The following is an 18,387-nucleotide window of genomic DNA, read 5'->3' on the forward strand; positions in this document are numbered from 1 at the left end:
GTCTACCCATATTCGCCACAAGCACCTGCGTCGGTAAAAGGTACGCAGGAAGAGTTAACAGCTTAGCCTGGTTGCACAAAAGCGAGGCCTGCTCCATCCCCGCGCGGTTTACAGGCTGGTCATGGAGATGGATAAAGTGGTGGTCACGCCTGCTCCGTGCGCGCACGGTTTATAGCCGATCAGGATAGTCAAATAGCTGCGGGCGCTGGCCTGCTCCGTGCGCGCACGGTTTATAGCTGGCTCATTAACCGGTCATCATCTTTAGCTGGCTGATATATCCGATCGTTGCCCGGTATTATCCTCTTCCCCAGCCCGCAACGATAATCAACATGCCGCAAAAAGCGACGGCCGCACCGATCCAGTCGTAGTGGCTTAACTTCACGCCATCAACAAAACGCAGCCACAGCAGCGCCGTCACCACATACACGCCGCCATAGGCCGCATAGACGCGGCCGCTGGCTGCCGGATGCAACGTCAGCAGCCAGACAAACAGCGCCAGACTGACTGCTGCGGGCAGCAACAGCAGAACCGACGCCCCTTTCTTCAGCCACAGCCAGGGAAGAAAACAGCCGATAATTTCAGCCAGCGCCGTCAGAAAAAAGAGCATCACGGTCTTGAGCAGCATATTTCCTCTCTGCTGGTTAAACGACGCCATAAGTCAGGTAGTTAGCCCACCGGCGCAGATGATATACTAGTTGCTGCGTTCGACGCAGCCATGCGGCTGTAAATGGTTATTTGAGGAGCAAAAGATGAAGAACACCTGGCAACAACAGTTGAGCAAGGCCGCTCTGCCGCTGGTCCTTTTTGGCGCGCTTTTTTCCTTTCAGCATCATGCCCAGGCAAAAACGGACAGGCTGATTATCCAGGATGGCGACAGCGCCCTGACCAACGAGCAGGCGCGTCAGCAAAAAGAGCAGTGGGATGAGAACAGACGTTTGCGCCTTAAAATGAACCAGCGCGACGAGAAAAATTTCGACAAAGGCGATCGTGCAATCGATACGCGCGATGCCTGTGACCAGAGCCTGAACGTTAACGCTTACTGGGAACCTAATACGCTGCGCTGCCTTGACCGCCGTACCGGTCGCCCCGTTATGCCGTGATAAAAAATCGCTGCTATAATCAGGATAATTTTCAGGACAAAAGGAAAGGATGATGAAAGCGATGAAGTGGATATTACCTGCACTGATTATTGCCGCGCCTCTGGCGGCACAAGCTTCCTGTGAAACGGTAAAAGCGGATATTAACCAGAAAATTATTAATAACGGCGTGCCTGCTTCCGGCTTTACGCTGGATATCGTGCCTAACGATCAGGCCGATAAGGCTGGCGGTCAGGTTGTTGGACACTGTGACAACGACACGCAGAAGATCGTTTACAAGCGCGGTCAGGCTGACGACAGTGAAACGGTGCCCGCCAGCGCAGGAACGTCACAGGATGCGCCTTCATCCTGATAAAAAAGGGCCGCTTTTGCGGCCTTTTTTGTTATTCCAGCCGGGGTTATTCCGGCCTTTTCTTTGGCATCATCCAGGCAACCGCCAGGCTGGTAAAAGCCACCCCTACCGAAACGGCAAATACCCAGTGCAGCGAGGCAGCCACTTCATTCAACAGCTGATGTAAGCCTTGTCCGCTTAATGCTTCCCGCTGGTCTTGTGACATAAGCTGCTGTACCGGGTCGCTATGCCCCGGCAGCCGTACCATCAGGTTATAGTTCAGGACGGCACCCATGATAGCGGTTCCCAGAGCGGAACCCAGCAGCCGACTGAACATGACCGAGGCGGTACAAATTCCCCGAACCGAGAATTCCGCGCTGTTTTGCACCGCTATCAAAAAAGTGGTGCTGGTCATCCCCATTCCGCAACCAATGATGAAAGCCGCGCCGCCTGCCTGCCAGATGGAGCTGTCGGTTTGCAGCGTTAACAGCAGCGCGGTCCCTGCCACCAGCAGCAGTGAACCCAGCTGTGCGGTAAAACGGTAAGAAGTGCGCAGCATCAGCCTGCCGCTTAATGTACTGGCCAGCGGCCAGCCGATAGACATCATCGCCAGCGCGCTGCCCGCCTGCAGCGGCGTTCCGCCGCTTACCCCCTGGATCCACGTTGGCAGAAACGCGCTGATCCCCATCATTGCCGCGCCAATAATCAGATTGCCCGCGTTACCCGCACTGATTGTCCGGTTCTGCCACAGCACCAGCGGAAACAGCGGCTCTGACGATCGTTTTTCATGTCTTACCAGCGCATAGCCGCTCAGCAGAGCAATAAAGGGCAACACGATAGCCCAGTAACCCAGCGCCTGGGCCTGTAGAAGCGCCGTGAGCAGCGCGCCGAGCGTTAACATCAGCAGGCCGCTGCTGGCAAGATTGAGCTGCTGCCGCTTTTCGCTACGCGATTCCGGGAACCAGCGCGCCAGCAACAACATTGAGATCAGCCCAATGGGTACGTTAACCCAGAAAACCAGCGCCCAGTTAAAATGCGCGACCAGCCAGGCACCGGTTAATGGCCCAACGATGGCCGCCACGCCCCAGACGCTGGAAAGCCAGCCCTGAATAGCGGCGCGCTCTTTTGGCGAATAGACATCGGCAATGATAGTAGAGGTCAGCGGCATAATCGCGCCAGCGCCCAGCCCCTGCAGCGCGCGAAACAGGATCAGCCAGCTCATCTGCCTGGCGAAACCGCAAAGCACGGAGCCAATCAGAAAAAGCAAAGTGCCAATAAAGAATACCCGTTTACGGCCCCATAAGTCCGCCAGCCTGCCGTACAGCGGTACGCTCACCGCCTGGGTCAGCAAATAGACGGAAAAGACCCAGCCAAACTGGGAAAAGCCGCCCAGCTCGGCAATGATGGTTGGCATAGCCGTAGCGACAATCGTTACTTCAATGGCGGCCATAAACATCGCCAGCATTACGGCGATAAGGATCCAGTGGCGATGACTCGCTCCGGTTTGCGCTGTCTCTGTCATAGTGCTCCCTGTTGCAATTCTTCTTATTCTGGCCTGGATTGCGGGCGGAAGTTTCCTGATTGTGCGCTGAAGAGTCAAAAAGTTTCAGAACAGGCTGGCGTAACGAGAAGAATGAGGGAAAAACGAGCGGCAGCATGGGCTTGCCGCCGACAGAAGAATTAGCGCAGCGTACTCAAATCAAGGTAGTGCGCCAGCTCTCTTTGTTCGGGCCTGGGCAGATAGGGAAATTCGCCTAACAGCGGAGCAGGAATTTTCTGGCTCAGCACGTCGATAATTTCCGCATAGTGGGCCAGCCCCGGATTAATACGGTTTGCCACCCATCCCAACAGCGGCAGTCCGTCATTGATGATGGCCTGCGCCGTCAATAGCGCATGGCTGACGCACCCCAGCTTAATGCCCACCACCAGCACTACCGGCAGCTGTTCATCTACGGCCCAGGCCGACAGCGGGCGCAGATCGTTCATCAGGCTCTGCCAGCCACCGGTTCCCTCTACCACTACGGCATCAACCTGTTCGGAAAGCGTCCGCAGGTGAGCGCTCAATACCGGATAGTCGATCACCACATCACGACTGGTGCTGATCTCATCATCCACCAGGGTGAGAGGATTGATCGCGGAATAAGGAAGAGTCACCGATGAAGAAGCCTGCAGAACGAGCGCGTCTTTGTTGCGCAGCCCCTCCTCCGTTTGCTGGCTACCCTTCGCGACAGGCTTAAAGCCGGCAACGCGTTTGCCGCCTTCGGACAGCTTTTGCAAAAGCGCGCGGCTGACCACTGTTTTGCCTACTTCCGTATCGGTACCAGTGACGAATAAACGCTGTAACATAGCCTCTCCACGCTCCAGTTGTTGCGATAATTTATAAACAATAATTAACAATTAAGACGCAACATCTTAGAAGAGCGGCCAGGGATGAGGCTTGCGTTAGCGCAAGGTTTTGGCAATAAGGGCCTGTTCAGCCCTGTAACAGTTTGACCAGCAGCGTACCGTTATACAGCGCATCTTTGACCAGCGCCGCGCCCGGCATAGTGCCCTGGTTATAGAATTGCGTGGAGGCAATGGCCACCTGGTGACCATAAACCGGCAGCGACTGGCGACGTACGCAGTCGGCAATCGCAGGATAAAGAATGTCGCTGGCGCGATTGAGCGGCGAGCCAATCACGATTTTTTCCGGATTAAATAAATTAACCATAATGGCCAGAATACGGCCTACATGATGACCCACGCCGGTAATAATATCTTTAGCTAACGGATCGCCCGCCAGCGCCGCATCACAAAGCGACGAAATCGTCAGGGGCTGCTGATGCAAAAGACAATCCGGCGCGGCCTGCATTTTTTGCGCGGCCAGTTCCAGCACGCTTTCCATGCTGGCAACCGTTTCCAGGCAACCATGGTTGCCGCAGTAGCACTGTTTCCCCCAGGGCTCTACCTGCGTGTGGCCAATCTCTACCAGCGTACTGCCGCCGCCGTGCAGCAGCCTGCCGTCCGTAATCACGCCTGCGCCAACGTTATGGTCAATCACTACCTGGATAACATCATTAAGATCGCGTGAAGCGCCAAACAGGGCCTCGGCCATGGTCCAGGCACAAATATCGTGTTGAATAAATACCGGCAGGCCGGTACGCGCTGAAAGCGCCTCGCTTAACGGCATATCGCTGACGGAATAGAACGGCATCCGATGCACAATGCCCCGTTCAGCGTTCAGAATGCCCGGCAACGTAATGGCAATAGCCGTCAGCCGCTCCAGCTTTTGCTGATGGCGGATGAAAAACTGGTCAACTTCGCTAATAAGACGGGGTAAAAGCGGGTCTGGATGGTCTACGGGCAGCGGGCGCACCTCTTCCACCACCAGATGGCTGCTCAGATCGCGCAGCGCCAGCGTTATCTCGCCGTTGCCAATTCGTGCAGAAAGATAGTGCCAGGCCTTGCTGTCGACAATCAGTCCGACCGCCGGTCTGCCCCGGCTTCCGGCTTCCTGAAATTCAGTTTCCTGAACCAGGTGGGCATCCAGCATTTCACGCACTATTTTAGTAATGCTGGCTGGCGCAAGCTGCGCCTTTTTTGACAACGCAATACGTGATATTGGGCCGTATCTGTCAATCAGGCGATAGACAGCGCCCGCATTCGTCTGTTTAATCTGGTCAATATGGCCAGGCTGGCTCTCCGCTATCACCTTTGTACCTTTATTTTCACGCTGCAAAATAAATCTTTAACCATGGTGAAACAGTTCCGCTGATGCGTCAACGCTTTGATTTTTAGTGTGATTAACTGCACATAACAATCTATATTTTCTTGCTTATTTTTCAGAGTTGGTTCTGAGCATCAATGCCAGCATGTGTTGGGTCAGTGCGCTCAGCTCGCCGCCCTTTTTCCAGACCAGCCAGACCTCGGACCAGGCATCCTCCTCCTCCAGCGCCAGCCAGCTAAGCTGCTCCAGACGCGCTCGCCGAAAGGAGGCTGGCAGAATGGAGACGCCCAGGCCAGTCGCCACCAGCCCCAGAATAGTCATCGCCTCGCCCACTTCCTGGGCAATATCAGGCCGCACGGCATAGCGCTCCAGCAGCGCCAGAATTTCGCTGTACAGCGCGGTCCCCACCTGCGGGTCAAAAAAGACGAAAGGTTCCGACGCCAGTTCGCTAACGGAGATGGTGCCGCGCTGCGCAAGACGATGCGCATGATGAACAACGGCATAAAGCGGTTCACGCAGCATAAGCTGGTGGCTTAACGTTTCCGGGAGAGGTGTATTGCGCATCACGCCAAGATCCAGCCGTCCTTCATTTAAAGGAGCCAGCTGCTGGCGGGTATTTATTTCCTGCATCTGAATATGTACGTCAGGATAGCGTTGCCGAAAGGTAAAAAGCGCATCGGATACCGTGGTAATAAAAGGCGCTGACGAGGTAAAGCCAATTCTTAGCGCACCCTCTTCTCCCCGATGAAGCCTTGCCGCTCTGGCTGCTGCCGCCGCCACGTCCTGCATAATCTGCCGCGCATCCTGTAGAAACTGCTTACCCGCAGGCGTTAACTGCACGCTACGGTTAGTCCGGGCGAAAAGCCGTGCGCCAATTTGTTGCTCAAGACTTTGAATTTGCTGGCTAAGCGGTGGCTGAGAAATGGCCAGCCGCTGCGCTGCCCGCCCAAAGTGCAGCTCTTCCGCTACGGCAATAAAATAGCGCAAATGGCGAAGCTCGATATTCATATCTTAAAAGTATCATTCAAGATTATTAATAGATTAGACAACATACTCTTGTTTACATAAAGTTAACAACATGTTTTTCATAGCAGAAAGGATAAGCAGTGAATACCTCTTCGCGGGTTGCCGTACCGGATAAAAGTCTTGAAACCCCTCAGTCTGGCAGCAGCCATATCAAACGCGGCACGCCACAGTTTATGCGCGTTACGCTGGCTCTTTTTTCTGCGGGCCTGGCGACTTTCGCGCTGCTTTACTGTGTGCAGCCTGTTTTACCGGTGTTGTCGCAGGAGTTTGGCGTTTCACCCGCGACCAGTAGCCTTTCGCTTTCCGTCGCCACCGGCATGCTGGCCCTGGGGCTACTGGTGACAGGGCCGCTTTCAGATGCGATTGGCCGCAAAAGAGTGATGGTGACGGCGCTGATGCTGGCATCTTTATTCACGCTACTTTCCGCTACGATGACCAGCTGGCACGGTATTCTGCTGATGCGGGCATTAATTGGCCTGTCGCTAAGCGGCGTAGCCGCCGTAGGCATGACCTATCTGAGCGAGGAGATTCATCCCAGCGTGACCGCGTTTTCGATGGGCCTCTATATCAGCGGTAACTCTATCGGCGGTATGAGCGGTCGTCTACTGAGTGGCGTGATCACTGACTATACCAGCTGGCGCATTGCGATAACGGCTATCGGCTGTTTTGCCCTGGCATCGGCGCTGATGTTCTGGAAAATATTGCCCCCTTCCCGCAACTTTCGCCCCGCCTCGTTAAAGCCGCGTAGCCTGGCGATTAACTTTCGCCTGCACTGGCGCGACAGCGGCCTGCCGTTGCTGTTTGCCGAAGGTTTTCTGCTGATGGGCGCTTTTGTCACCCTGTTTAACTATATTGGCTATCGCCTGCTTTCGCCGCCGTGGTCGCTCAGCCAGGCTGTGGTAGGACTACTTTCTGTGGTCTATCTGACCGGGTCGTGGAGTTCGCCCAAGGCAGGGGCGATGACGGCAAAATATGGCCGCTCCGCCGTGCTGCTATTTTCTACGGCGATAATGATAGTGGGCGTAGTCATTACGCTGTTCAGCTCGCTATGGCTGATTTTTCCCGGAATGATGCTGTTTACCGCCGGTTTTTTTGCCGCGCACGCGGTCGCCAGCGGCTGGATTGGCCCACGCGCCAGACGCGCCAAGGGCCAGGCTTCTTCGCTCTATTTATTTAGCTACTATCTGGGATCGAGTCTGGCAGGGACGCTGGGCGGCTTTTTCTGGCATAGCTTCGGCTGGCACGGCATCACCGCCTTTATCGTGATGCTGCTGGGACTGGCGCTGATAGCAGGATGGCGGTTACGTAGTAAAAAGCTGTAAAAGTGGGACGGCGACGCAGAAGCCTCACTGCCTTACATTGCTACTACAGCGCCTTTAAAGCCAAAGTTGCAATCGACAGCGGATAAAAAAAGCGGGCTCCAGGCCCGCTTTTAAAACACTACTTATTTAGTCTGGCTGGCGTAGCGTTTACGCAGCTTTTGCAGTTTCGGTGGGATAACCGCCATGCAGTAACGGTTCTCCTGTCCTTCGCCTTCCCAGTAGTTCTGGTGATAATCTTCCGCCGGATACCATTCGCTGGCACCTTCAATTGTCGTTACCACCGGCTCGTTCAGCTCTGCCTGAGCGCGTGCGATTGCCGCTTTCGCTTCTACCGCCTGCGCTTCGTTCAGCGGGAAAATTGCCGAACGGTACTGCGTACCAATATCGTTGCCCTGACGGTTCAACTGCGTCGGATCGTGCGTGGCAAAGCTGATGTCCAGCAGTTCGCCATAGCTGATTTTTTCCGGATCGAAACCCAGGCGAATCGCTTCCGCATGGCCGGTTTCACCCGTGCAAACCTGCTTATAGGTTGGATGGGCAACATGGCCGCCGATATACCCGCTTTCCACGGACTCCACACCATTAATCTGTTTAAAAACCGCTTCGGTGCACCAAAAGCAGCCGCCGGCGATAATTGCATATTCGGTCATCATTATTCCTCATTCTCGATGCGAGATCCGGTAATCATTGCAGCATAAGTTTTTCATTAATGCTACGCGCTTGCCGCTCTCCCAATTAACTTTTCATGCGCAAATAAATAAACCACAAAAACTGTAAGACTTAATTCCGCAACACCGATGCTACAATTATTTTTAATTGAATGCTCAATCAATAAAAACTATGATGCTAAGCTCATTTTTTAACACAAACGCTACGGAGGCGAGAACATCACTTTTTAAAACTGTAAAATCAGTATGATAAATGACTCCCGGTCTTTTCCCCAGTGTAGTTAGCGGATATGCGGCGGACGTTTCCCAGTATGCGCTAAGGCACGCTTTGCGAAAATCGGGTTTATTTCTGAGCTATTTTTCGGAGAATCTATGCCGACCACTGAAATACCAGCAAAGCCGCAAAAAGACACCATTAATCCGGTGGTCTTTTACACCTCTGCCGCCCTGATCCTGGTTTTTACTGTCACCACGATCTTTTTCACCGACCTGTCCGATCGCTGGATAAACAATACGCTTGAATGGGTTTCTAACACCTTCGGCTGGTATTACCTGCTGGCCGCAACCGTGTATATCGTCTTTGTGGTGCTGATTGCCGCCTCGCGCTTTGGCTCAATCAAACTGGGGCCGGAACAATCTAAACCTGAATTCAGCCTGATGAGCTGGGCCGCCATGTTGTTTGCGGCCGGTATCGGTATCGACCTGATGTTTTTCTCGGTTGCTGAACCCGTCACGCAGTATATGATGCCGCCAGAAGGTCACGGGCAGACCATGGAAGCCGCGCGTCAGGCAATGGTCTGGACGCTGTTCCACTACGGGCTGACCGGCTGGGCCATGTACGCCCTGATGGGTATCGCGCTTGGCTACTTCAGCTATCGTTACGGCCTGCCGCTGACTATTCGCTCCGCGCTCTATCCTATCTTTGGCAAACGTATCAATGGCGCAATTGGCCATTCCGTAGATATCGCTGCCGTTGTCGGAACGATTTTTGGTATCGCCACCACGCTCGGTATTGGCGTGGTGCAGCTTAACTATGGGCTAAAAGTCCTGTTCCACGTGCCGGAAGGCTTAACGGCGCAGGCTGCGCTGATTGCGCTTTCGGTGATTATGGCCACAATTTCGGTGACCTCAGGCGTCAATAAAGGCATCCGTATTCTGTCGGAGCTAAACGTCCTGCTGGCGCTGGGCCTGATTCTGTTCGTTCTGTTTATGGGTAATACCAGCTTCCTGCTTAACGCGCTGGTGCTTAACGTCGGCGACTACATCAATCGCTTTATGGGCATGACGCTGAACAGCTTCGCTTTCGATCGTCCGACCGAATGGATGAACAACTGGACGCTGTTCTTCTGGGCCTGGTGGGTTGCCTGGTCACCGTTTGTTGGCCTGTTCCTGGCACGTATCTCACGTGGCCGTACCATTCGCCAGTTTGTCGTAGGAACGCTGACAATTCCGTTTATCTTTACGCTGCTGTGGCTGTCGATCTTTGGTAACAGCGCGCTGTATGAAATCATTCACGGCAATACCGCGCTCGCCCAGGAAACGCTGGCGCATCCGGAACGCGGCTTCTATAGCCTGCTGGCGCAGTACCCGGCCTTTACCTTCAGCGCTTCGGTAGCCACCATTACCGGCCTGTTGTTCTATGTGACCTCGGCGGATTCCGGTTCGCTGGTGCTGGGCAACTTTACTTCAAAGCTGAGCGACATCAATAACGATGCGCCTAACTGGCTGCGTATCTTCTGGTCGCTGGCCATTGGCCTGCTGACCCTGGGTATGTTGATGGTCAATGGCGTCACGGCGCTGCAAAAAACCACGGTAATTATGGGCCTGCCCTTTAGCTTCGTGATTTTCTTCGTGATGGCAGGCCTTTATAAGTCGCTGCGCGTTGAAGATCACCGTCGAGCCAGTACTATTGTCAGCACGCCGCCTGCCCCGGTTTCCCGCGAAGATCGCCTGAACTGGAAACAGCGTATTTCGCGCGTAATGAATTATCCGGGCAGCACGCACACTAAAAAGATGCTGGATAACGTTTGCCGACCGGCAATGGAAGAAGTGGCCCTTGAGCTGGAACGCCGTGGCGCGAAAGTACAGGTTAGCGAACGGCCGCCGCTGGAAGATGAGCGTCTGAACCATCTTGAAATGGTGGTTAACCTGGGCGATGAGCAGAGCTTCCTTTATCAGATCTGGCCGCAGCGTTATTCCGTTCCGGCATTTACCTATCGCGCCCGCAGCGGCAAGTCAGACTATTTCCGTCTGGAGACTTTCCTGCTGGAAGGCACCCAGGGGAACGATTTGATGGATTACACCAAAGAGCAGATCATTAATGACATTCTTGACCAGTACGAACGTCATTTAACATTCCTGCATATCCATCGCGAAGCGCCGGGCAGTACGATGCCATTCCCGGAAGTCTGATCCCTCTGAGCCGGATATTAATCCGGCTTTTTCCCCTCTTCTTTTTGCTCCGCTGTATTATGCACCCGTTTAGCCACCCACTTTGCCAATAGCGGCCCGGTTAATAACACCACGATAAAGCGCCCGGTTTGCATTGACATCACAAATGAGAGATCGACATGGCTTGAGGCGGCGATAATGGCCACGGAGTCGGCACCACCTGGGCTGGTTGCCAGATAAGCCGTTAGTGGATCGACACCGGCAAAGCGCACCAGTAAAAAAGCCAGACCGCAGCAAACGGCTACCAGACTAAATATGGACAGCAGAAGCCGGGGTAACGCTTTAGCCGCATAAGCCAGGATAGCGCGATTAAAACGCAGCCCAATACTCCAGCCGATAATGGCATAGGCGACCATTAACAATGCCTGCGGCAATTCCAGCTTCAGCCAATGCATATTTTGCGCAATAAGTCCGCCAGCCAACGTTAATAATAGCGCGCCAGCAGGCAGACGCAGTAGCCGGCTTATTCCAACACAGCAAAGAATAAGGGCCAGCGTGAACGCGAAAGAGGGCCAGTCAACCGGCTGCATAATAGCGAAACTGGAAGGCGCAGCAGAGGTGACTGGCGTCCAGATGCGCGCCACCAGCGTGGCCAGCACGGCGACGATAACCACGCGCATATATTGCATAAAGGCGACCAGCCTGACATCAGCACCATAACTTTCTGCCATCAGCGTCATTGCCGTGGCCGCACCGGGCGACGATCCCCAAATAGCGGTAGAGCCGGGTAATACCTGCCAGCGAGTAAGCAGCCAGCCAGAGAGCGTACTGGCAATAATCACTGAGCAAATAGTTGCGGCAAAAAGTAGTCCATTGCTGGCTATTTCAGAAAATACCGTGGGCGGCATAGAGCGGGCAATCATGCACCCTACTACGCCCTGCGCCAGGTAAAATAAAGGGCGAGGAATAACCAGGGGCTTATCACGAGCGGCAAACATTATCGCCACCAGCATCGGCCCCAGCAGCAGTGCGGCGGGCAGGTGAAACTGTTCAAGACCAATAACAACAAGCGCAGAAAACAGAATCAGCCCCGTCCAGCGCAAACCGGCGATTTTCATTATTAACTCCTGGATAATTAGCCCTTCTATTCTGGCACAGCAACAGGTCACTCACAAAAGTGGGTCCTTTAACATCCTGAAGAAAAAGCATTTTTAGTACGTTATTACCGCAACCTTCGTGGCGTAATAATGCTCGGGCTAACCGCAACGCTACGCTGGTTTTAATAGTATGTTGTAACTATATACCGACATCTGTAACGCCTTCTTCTTACTGTTATCTTTACCCGGCACGCCTGCCATTAATAAGTTCCCCGGATAACGACAAAAAAAATCCTACAAACGGCTAAAGAAACGCTTAATGATTTTCTTACTTAAACTTTATTGAGTTTGTACATGTCAGGTGTTAATGGATGGAATAGTCTGCTTCGTCATCTGAAAAAATGCGGCAGCGTAAAAAGTGAAGATAAGTTATAACCCGACAGCTTTCGCTGAATTTATCATCGCCATCGACAGAGCGGCATGCATTTGTCAATTTAAAGGTCGCACATTAAGCTAAGATTTTTCTCATTGATAAGAAATATATAGGCTGGCGCCCGGCATTATTTTGCAAAAAAAAAGAAAAAGTCTCTCAATAAACAATTTTTTTCAGATTTACTGTTTTGCACTACTGCATTTCTATGTACACTGTTCTACGATACATACACCGATAATTTTTAAACTAACTCAACGCTACGGATTCCTTTATGAGCGAAACTCTGAAAGTATTAAATAACATTCGAACTCTTCGTGCGCAGGCTCGTGAAGTTTCTTTATCTGAACTGGAAGAGATGCTGGAAAAACTCGAAGCGGTGGTTAACGAACGCCGTGACGCCGAAGCCGCTATCGCTTCTGAAATCAAAGAAAAAGAAGAGAAGCTGGCTAAATATCGTCAGATGCTGCTGGACGACGGTATCGATTTAAGCGAGCTGACCGCTGCTGAAAATAACTCTGGCAAATCCCGTGCTAAGCGCGCGCCACGCCCTGCTAAATATCAATACACCGATGAAAACGGCGAAACGAAATCCTGGACTGGCCAGGGTCGTACGCCAGCGGTGATTAAGCAGGCGCTGGATCAGGGTAAAAAACTGGAAGATTTTCTGATCTAAATCTTCAGCCACGCCGAACTCTCGGCGTGGTCGTTTTTTATTTCCCTCTCTTCTTGCCGCTCGTTTTGTTTATTTCCGCTTACTTCTCTCGCGCTTTTTCTTCTGCTACGATTACAGGTATGTTGTAATTAAGGATGATGTATGAGCCGCTACGAAGCCGTTGAAAACCTTCATCGTACCGCCGGAGATCTGCAGGCCGCTCTGAACGAGCTGACTAGCCGACTGGCTGCGCAGCGTCTACTGGCCGCGCGCGTGTTTGAACTTCCGCTTATTCAAAAAGGTCAGGAGCACGATCCGGTAACTGAAATTGCCGTCGTGCAGCATCTTGCTAAACCCGCTCTTGCAATGGCGCTTGCCCACTACGGCCGTCTTTATATGCAGCATCAGTCAGAAACCGTCAGCACTAAAGCTGCGGTACGCCTGCCTGGCGCAATCTGCCTGGAAGCCACGCCGCAGGAAGCCGAAGCGATCCAGCAGCAGGTAAGCCTGGTGAATACGCTTAAGCAACGGCTGGAGCAGATTATTACCGTTGAATCAGGCGTGCCCAGCGAAGAGCGCTTTGAATTTGTTCACAGCCATTTGCGCGGGCTTATTACGCTTAATGCTTACCGTTCCGTAACCTTGCTTGACGCGCCCGACTCCGTACGTTTTGGCTGGGCAAATAAGCACATTATTAAAAATGTCAGCCGTGATGAGATTATCGATAAGCTGAAAAAAAGCCTGCGCGCCGGACGAGCGATGGCTCCCTGGACCCGCGAACAGTGGGGTGAAAAATTGCAGGATGAAATAGCCATGCTTAATTCGCTTCCCGCTACGGCTAAGCTAAAAATTAAGCGGCCCGTTAAGGTTCAGCCGATTGCCCGCGTATGGAATAAGCAGCAGCAAAAACAAACTCAGCTTGCCTGCCCTTCTCCTTTATTGGTGCTTTGCCAGGATGCTTTATCCGTGCCTAAGCTGGGGGAATTATTAAATTACGATGCAGGTAAAGTTGTGCATCGTTTTAAGCCGGAAGCGGCCAGGCTTTTTTCGCTTATTCCCCGCCTGCATCTCTACAGTGACCGACTGGCCTGACGCAGAACAAAAAAAAGAGCGGCCAGAACGCCGCTCTTTTTCTTTTTTGGCAGGATTACGATTTCATACTGCCAACCATATCTTCCGGACGTACCCAGCGGTCAAACTCTTCTTCGTTAAGATAGCCCAGCTTCAGCGCCGAAGCTTTTAGCGTCAAACCTTCCTTATGCGCTTTCTTAGCAATTTCGGCCGCTTTATCGTAGCCGATATGGGTATTTAACGCCGTCACCAGCATCAGTGACTCATTAAGCAGTTGTGAAATACGATCGTGGTTCGGTTCAATACCTACCGCACAATGATGATTAAAACTGTCCATCCCGTCGGCCAGCATACGCACGGACTGCAGGAAATTATGAATAATCATCGGGCGATAAACGTTCAGTTCAAAATTACCGGAAGCGCCACCCATATTGACGGCGACGTCATTGCCCATCACCTGGCAACACAGCATGGTCATTGCTTCACACTGCGTCGGGTTAACTTTACCCGGCATAATTGAGCTACCCGGCTCATTTTCAGGAATAGATATTTCGCCAATACCACAGCGGGGGCCGGAAGAGAGCCAGCGCACGTCGTTAGCAATTTTCATTAATGAAGCCGCCAGGCCTTTTAGTGCCCCGTGAGCATGAACCAGCGCGTCACAGGTCGCCAGCGCTTCAAACTTGTTTGGCGAAGTAACAAAAGGCTGGCTGGTCAGTTCCGCCAGCTCTTTTGCCACGCGTACAGCATATTCAGGATGTGTATTCAGGCCTGTACCTACAGCCGTACCGCCCAGCGCCAGTTCTGCAACGTGCGGAATACTCTGCTCAATATGGATCAGGTTATGCTTCAGCATGGCTACCCAGCCTGAAATTTCCTGGCCCAGCGTCAGCGGCGTCGCATCCTGAAGATGTGTACGGCCAATTTTAACGATGTCCTTAAACGCTTCAGCTTTCTCATCCAGCGTTTTCTGCAGTACCTGCAGCTGTGGGATCAGATGCTCTTTCAGTGCAATGACGGCGGCAACGTGCATGGCGGTAGGAAAAACGTCGTTTGAGCTTTGGCTCTTGTTAACGTCATCATTAGGGTGCACCAGACGCGACATGCCGCGCTCGCCGCCCAGAATTTCGCTGGCGCGGTTAGCCAATACTTCATTCATATTCATATTGGTTTGCGTGCCGGAACCGGTCTGCCAGATTGCCAGCGGGAACTCTGCGGTATGTTTGTTGGCCAGCACTTCATCGGCGGCCTGAATAATCGCCTGAGCGCGCTCGTTCGGCAGCAGCGCCAGATCGCTGTTTACCTTTGCCGCAGCACGCTTGGTCAACGCCAGCGCGTGTACCAGCTCAACAGGCATTTTTTCGCTGGAGATACGGAAATGTTCCAGCGAGCGCTGCGTCTGTGCGCCCCAAAGTTTATCAGCCGGAACGTCGATGGAACCCATTGAATCTTTTTCAATGCGGTTGGCGGCCATATCTTTCTCCTTTAATGGTTAATTAAACCCGCTTGCCCATCCGGGCAGTGATTGTGGGCTACAGTATGACATACAATAATTTAACATTTAACGCGCCGGGCGTCCTTACCCCATTTCACCCTTTCGCGTTACCCGCGTCGTAAATCAGATTACGGCTGACGCCGACAGCCGCAGTTGCTATCATAATTAACCTGTTAAACTTAAAACGCTTTTATAGCCGGATTGGGCTGGATGCTGTTATTGGCATCGCTGACTTACAAAAGGACGACTTTACAGATGAAGAAAACAAAAATAGCCGTGGGCGTCATTGTCGCCCTGGGCGTAATTTGGACCGGAACCGCCTGGTTTACCGGTAAACAGCTGGAAAAGAATATGGATCAGCTGGTGCAAAACGCGAATACGCAAATGAATGCGCTAGCGCCAGACAGCCGGCTTAAGCTGAGCTATCAGGACTGGCATCGCGGCGTGTTCAGCAGCACCGTTCGTCTGGTTCTGCAGTCCAGCTCACAAACGGAAGATAATGCGTTACTGAAGCCAGGCCAGAGCGTGGTCTTTAACGAAAAAATCGACCATGGCCCTTTCCCTTTCGCACAGCTGAAAAAGTTTAATCTGATCCCCTCTCTGGCCTCAGTGCACACCCAGCTGGAAAATACCGATGCGGTACAAAAACTGTTTGCCATGACCAAAGGCCAGTCGGTCATCCAGGCCGATACGCGCGTGGGCTATAGCGGTGCGACCGCTTCCGCCATTGCGCTGCTGCCGATGGATTATAACAACGCGCAGACCGGCGAACGTTTTGCTTCCAATGGCGGCACCGTTCACATCAAAGCGGATAAAAATGGCGATAAGGTCGATTACGACGGCAACCTGGACAGCCTGGTGTTAACGGCTCGCAACCAGCTCAACATCCCGATTATGTTTACCGTTAACGGACTGAAAATCAGCGGCGATACCCACCTGAACGCGCAGGGCCTGCGCATCGGCGATCAGGGCCTTGACCTGCAAAAATTCACCGTCTCCGCCAATGGTCAGCAGGCCGTGGTGATGGAAGGAATCAATGGAAAATCGTCCTTTGACACCGTGAAAGATCTGGTTTCCGGCAATATCGATTACACGCTGAACGCCCTGAAAATTCAGGATCAGAATTTTGGTCAGGTTAAGCTGGGGCTCAAGCTTTCCCAGTTTGATGCCAACGGCATGAAGGCGTTCTCCGACAACTATAATCGTCAGGTTCAGGCGGTGATTAACGAGCCGGGCTTTGCCAGCAACCCACTGCTTTATCAGCAGCGCATCCACGACATATTAAGCGCTAACCTGCCGCTGCTGTTAAAAGGTAATCCGGTTGTTACCATTGCGCCACTGAGCTGGAAAAACGATAAGGGTGAAAGCAGTTTCAACCTTTCCGTTCACTTTAAAGATCCGGCCGCAGGTGCCGCGCAGCCGCAAACCGTGACGCAGGCGGTTGATAACGTGCTGAAGACGCTGGACGGTAAGCTATCTGTTTCTATGCCGATGGCAACAGAGGTCATGACCCGCGTGGCAATGGCGGAAGGCTATAAGCAGGACGTAGGCGCTAAGCTTGCCGATCAGCAGGTGAAAGGCGTGGCCGCGATGGGGCAGATGTTCCGCCTGACTAAGCAGGAGGACAACAATATCGTTACCAGCCTGCAGTACGCTTCTGGCCAGGTGACGATGAACGGCGAAAAAATGACGCTTGAGCAGTTCCTGGGCCGCTATATGCTGGGCGGTGAGGCACAGGCGCCAGCGCCGACTCCAGCTCCTGCTCCAGCTCCTGCTCCAGCTCCAGCTCCAGCTCCGGCTCCAGCTCCAGCTCAGCAGTAAATTTTCCCTCTGCATAAACTGCAACCGGCAGGCGACAAGGTGTTACGTCCCTCGCCGGTGCAGTTTTTTAACCTCTTAAACGCCATTCCTTCTCTCTTTCAGGATAAATAGTCACCGATTAACCCGCCTGTTGCGCAATTCGCTGGCGGAGTTGCGCAAAATGTTTTTATACTACTCTGCACTTTAACCACGACAGAGTGCACCGACATGATTGATTCCCGCATCCCCCTTACCGATATCCACCGTCATCTCGACGGCAACATTCGTGCACAAACCATTCTTGATTTAGGCCGTGAATTTAACCTGACGCTGCCCGCCACCACGCTGGAAACGCTCAGGCCGCACGTTCAGGTAATGAAAAACGAGCCGGATCTGGTCAGCTTTTTGCAGAAACTCGACTGGGGCGTCAAGGTGCTTGGCTCACTGGACGCCTGCCGCCGCGTGGCGCAGGAAAACGTCGAGGATGCTGCCCGCGCCGGTATTCACTATGCCGAACTGCGCTTCTCGCCGGGCTATATGGCGATGACCCACAACCTGCCGATCGCGGGCGTGGTGGAAGCGGTGATTGATGGCGTCCGCGCCGGTTGCGAAAAGCATAATATTACCGTGCGCCTGATTGGCATTATGAGCCGTACCTTTGGCGAAGAGGCCTGCTTACTGGAGCTGGAAGCGCTGCTGGCACACCGCGAAGGGATCACCGCGCTGGATCTGGCCGGTGACGAGCTGGGCTTTCCCGGCAGCCAGTTCCTGAGCCACTTCACCCGCGCGCGCGATGCCGGTTTGCGCATTACCGTACACGCTGGCGAAGCCGCAGGCCCGGAAAGCATCTGGCAGGCGATCCACGAGCTGGGTGCAGAACGTATCGGTCACGGCGTCAAGGCGGTGGAAGATGCGAAGCTGATGGATTATCTGGCCGACAAGCAGATTGGTATTGAATCCTGCCTCACGTCAAATATTCAGACCAGCACCGTCTCTTCACTGCCGCATCATCCGCTGGCAACCTTCCTTGATCACGGCATCCTGGCCACGATCAACACGGACGATCCGGCCGTACAGGGCATTGAGATTGGGCATGAATATAAGATTGCCGCGCCGCAGGCGGGCCTCAGCCAGCAGCAGATCCGCACCGCACAGGAAAACGGTCTGAAAATTGCTTTCTTAAGCGAAGCAGAAAAAGCGGCGATTCGCGCCAGCGTCGCGGCCTGACGGCTATTAACAGCCCATGGCTGAGTTGCCAGGGCTAACGCGTTTCGGGTTTGTCAATCGTCCAGAGTGCC

The 18,387-nt window shown here is 53.2% G+C and carries 16 protein-coding genes; 8 read left to right on the forward strand and 8 right to left on the reverse strand.

Annotation, left to right across the window (positions count from 1 at the left end; all coding sequences use genetic code 11):
• Positions 1–295: 295 nt before the first annotated feature.
• On the reverse strand, positions 296–622 hold the full coding sequence (locus ACMGGR_RS10625) for a YnfA family protein (protein ID WP_414148951.1): 327 nt from the start codon (positions 620–622) through the stop codon (positions 296–298).
• 127 nt (positions 623–749) lie between these two features.
• Here ACMGGR_RS10625 and ACMGGR_RS10630 point away from each other — a divergent pair, with 127 nt between their 5' ends.
• The gene (locus ACMGGR_RS10630) at positions 750–1,100 is read left to right on the forward strand and encodes a DUF1283 family protein (protein ID WP_414148879.1); all 351 of its coding nucleotides are present in this window, start codon (positions 750–752) and stop codon (positions 1,098–1,100) included.
• Between the two features lie 52 nt (positions 1,101–1,152).
• The gene (locus tag ACMGGR_RS10635; protein WP_246759266.1) at positions 1,153–1,449 is read left to right on the forward strand and encodes a DUF1161 domain-containing protein; all 297 of its coding nucleotides are present in this window, start codon (positions 1,153–1,155) and stop codon (positions 1,447–1,449) included.
• A gap of 46 nt (positions 1,450–1,495) precedes the next feature.
• Here ACMGGR_RS10635 and ACMGGR_RS10640 read toward each other — a convergent pair whose 3' ends face one another.
• The 4 genes from ACMGGR_RS10640 to ACMGGR_RS10655 all read right to left on the reverse strand — a co-directional run bounded on the left by ACMGGR_RS10640 (position 1,496) and on the right by ACMGGR_RS10655 (position 6,142).
• Positions 1,496–2,950 carry an MDR family MFS transporter gene (locus tag ACMGGR_RS10640; protein ID WP_414148880.1) on the reverse strand — a complete coding sequence of 485 codons (1,455 nt, stop codon included), beginning with the start codon at positions 2,948–2,950 and terminating at the stop codon, positions 1,496–1,498.
• A 158-nt stretch (positions 2,951–3,108) separates the two neighbouring features.
• Positions 3,109–3,774: a dethiobiotin synthase gene (bioD, locus tag ACMGGR_RS10645; protein ID WP_246759264.1), complete on the reverse strand. Its 666-nt coding sequence runs from the start codon at positions 3,772–3,774 to the stop codon at positions 3,109–3,111.
• A 127-nt stretch (positions 3,775–3,901) separates the two neighbouring features.
• Positions 3,902–5,119, reverse strand: coding sequence for an ROK family protein (locus ACMGGR_RS10650; protein ID WP_414148952.1), 1,218 nt, complete (start codon positions 5,117–5,119; stop codon positions 3,902–3,904).
• Between the two features lie 123 nt (positions 5,120–5,242).
• Positions 5,243–6,142 carry a LysR family transcriptional regulator gene (locus ACMGGR_RS10655; protein WP_246759263.1) on the reverse strand — a complete coding sequence of 300 codons (900 nt, stop codon included), beginning with the start codon at positions 6,140–6,142 and terminating at the stop codon, positions 5,243–5,245.
• A gap of 98 nt (positions 6,143–6,240) precedes the next feature.
• Here ACMGGR_RS10655 and ACMGGR_RS10660 point away from each other — a divergent pair, with 98 nt between their 5' ends.
• Positions 6,241–7,482 carry an MFS transporter gene (locus tag ACMGGR_RS10660; protein ID WP_414148881.1) on the forward strand — a complete coding sequence of 414 codons (1,242 nt, stop codon included), beginning with the start codon at positions 6,241–6,243 and terminating at the stop codon, positions 7,480–7,482.
• Between the two features lie 122 nt (positions 7,483–7,604).
• Here ACMGGR_RS10660 and msrA read toward each other — a convergent pair whose 3' ends face one another.
• Complete coding sequence (gene msrA, locus ACMGGR_RS10665) at positions 7,605–8,135, reverse strand: peptide-methionine (S)-S-oxide reductase MsrA (RefSeq protein ID WP_246759261.1); 531 nt, start codon at positions 8,133–8,135, stop codon at positions 7,605–7,607.
• A gap of 387 nt (positions 8,136–8,522) precedes the next feature.
• On the opposite strand from msrA, the gene ACMGGR_RS10670 reads away from it, so the two are divergent.
• Positions 8,523–10,562: a choline transporter gene (locus ACMGGR_RS10670; RefSeq protein WP_246759260.1), complete on the forward strand. Its 2,040-nt coding sequence runs from the start codon at positions 8,523–8,525 to the stop codon at positions 10,560–10,562.
• A 17-nt stretch (positions 10,563–10,579) separates the two neighbouring features.
• Here the strand turns inward: ACMGGR_RS10670 and ACMGGR_RS10675 are convergent, their stop codons facing one another.
• Positions 10,580–11,659, reverse strand: a complete 1,080-nt coding sequence (locus tag ACMGGR_RS10675) for an AbrB family transcriptional regulator (protein WP_246759259.1) — start codon at positions 11,657–11,659, stop codon at positions 10,580–10,582.
• A gap of 683 nt (positions 11,660–12,342) precedes the next feature.
• Here ACMGGR_RS10675 and ACMGGR_RS10680 point away from each other — a divergent pair.
• Both ACMGGR_RS10680 and tus read left to right on the forward strand, forming a co-directional pair.
• Positions 12,343–12,744, forward strand: coding sequence for an H-NS family nucleoid-associated regulatory protein (locus ACMGGR_RS10680; protein WP_246759257.1), 402 nt, complete (start codon positions 12,343–12,345; stop codon positions 12,742–12,744).
• Positions 12,745–12,885: 141 nt separating this feature from the next.
• A complete protein-coding gene (gene tus / locus ACMGGR_RS10685; RefSeq protein ID WP_246759255.1) occupies positions 12,886–13,815 on the forward strand; it encodes a DNA replication terminus site-binding protein in 930 nt (309 codons plus the stop codon).
• 55 nt (positions 13,816–13,870) lie between these two features.
• On the opposite strand, the gene fumC is transcribed toward tus, so the two are convergent.
• Positions 13,871–15,268, reverse strand: a complete 1,398-nt coding sequence (gene fumC, locus ACMGGR_RS10690) for a class II fumarate hydratase (protein WP_246759254.1) — start codon at positions 15,266–15,268, stop codon at positions 13,871–13,873.
• 276 nt (positions 15,269–15,544) lie between these two features.
• Between fumC and ACMGGR_RS10695 the strand changes: the two genes are divergently transcribed.
• Complete coding sequence (locus ACMGGR_RS10695; RefSeq protein ID WP_414148882.1) at positions 15,545–17,110, forward strand: YdgA family protein; 1,566 nt, start codon at positions 15,545–15,547, stop codon at positions 17,108–17,110.
• 207 nt (positions 17,111–17,317) lie between these two features.
• Positions 17,318–18,316 carry an adenosine deaminase gene (gene add / locus ACMGGR_RS10700; RefSeq protein ID WP_414148883.1) on the forward strand — a complete coding sequence of 333 codons (999 nt, stop codon included), beginning with the start codon at positions 17,318–17,320 and terminating at the stop codon, positions 18,314–18,316.
• The last annotated feature ends 71 nt before the right edge of the window (positions 18,317–18,387 follow it).

Source organism: Erwinia sp. BNK-24-b (assembly GCF_047456155.1).
Taxonomy (GTDB): domain Bacteria; phylum Pseudomonadota; class Gammaproteobacteria; order Enterobacterales; family Enterobacteriaceae; genus Erwinia; species Erwinia phyllosphaerae.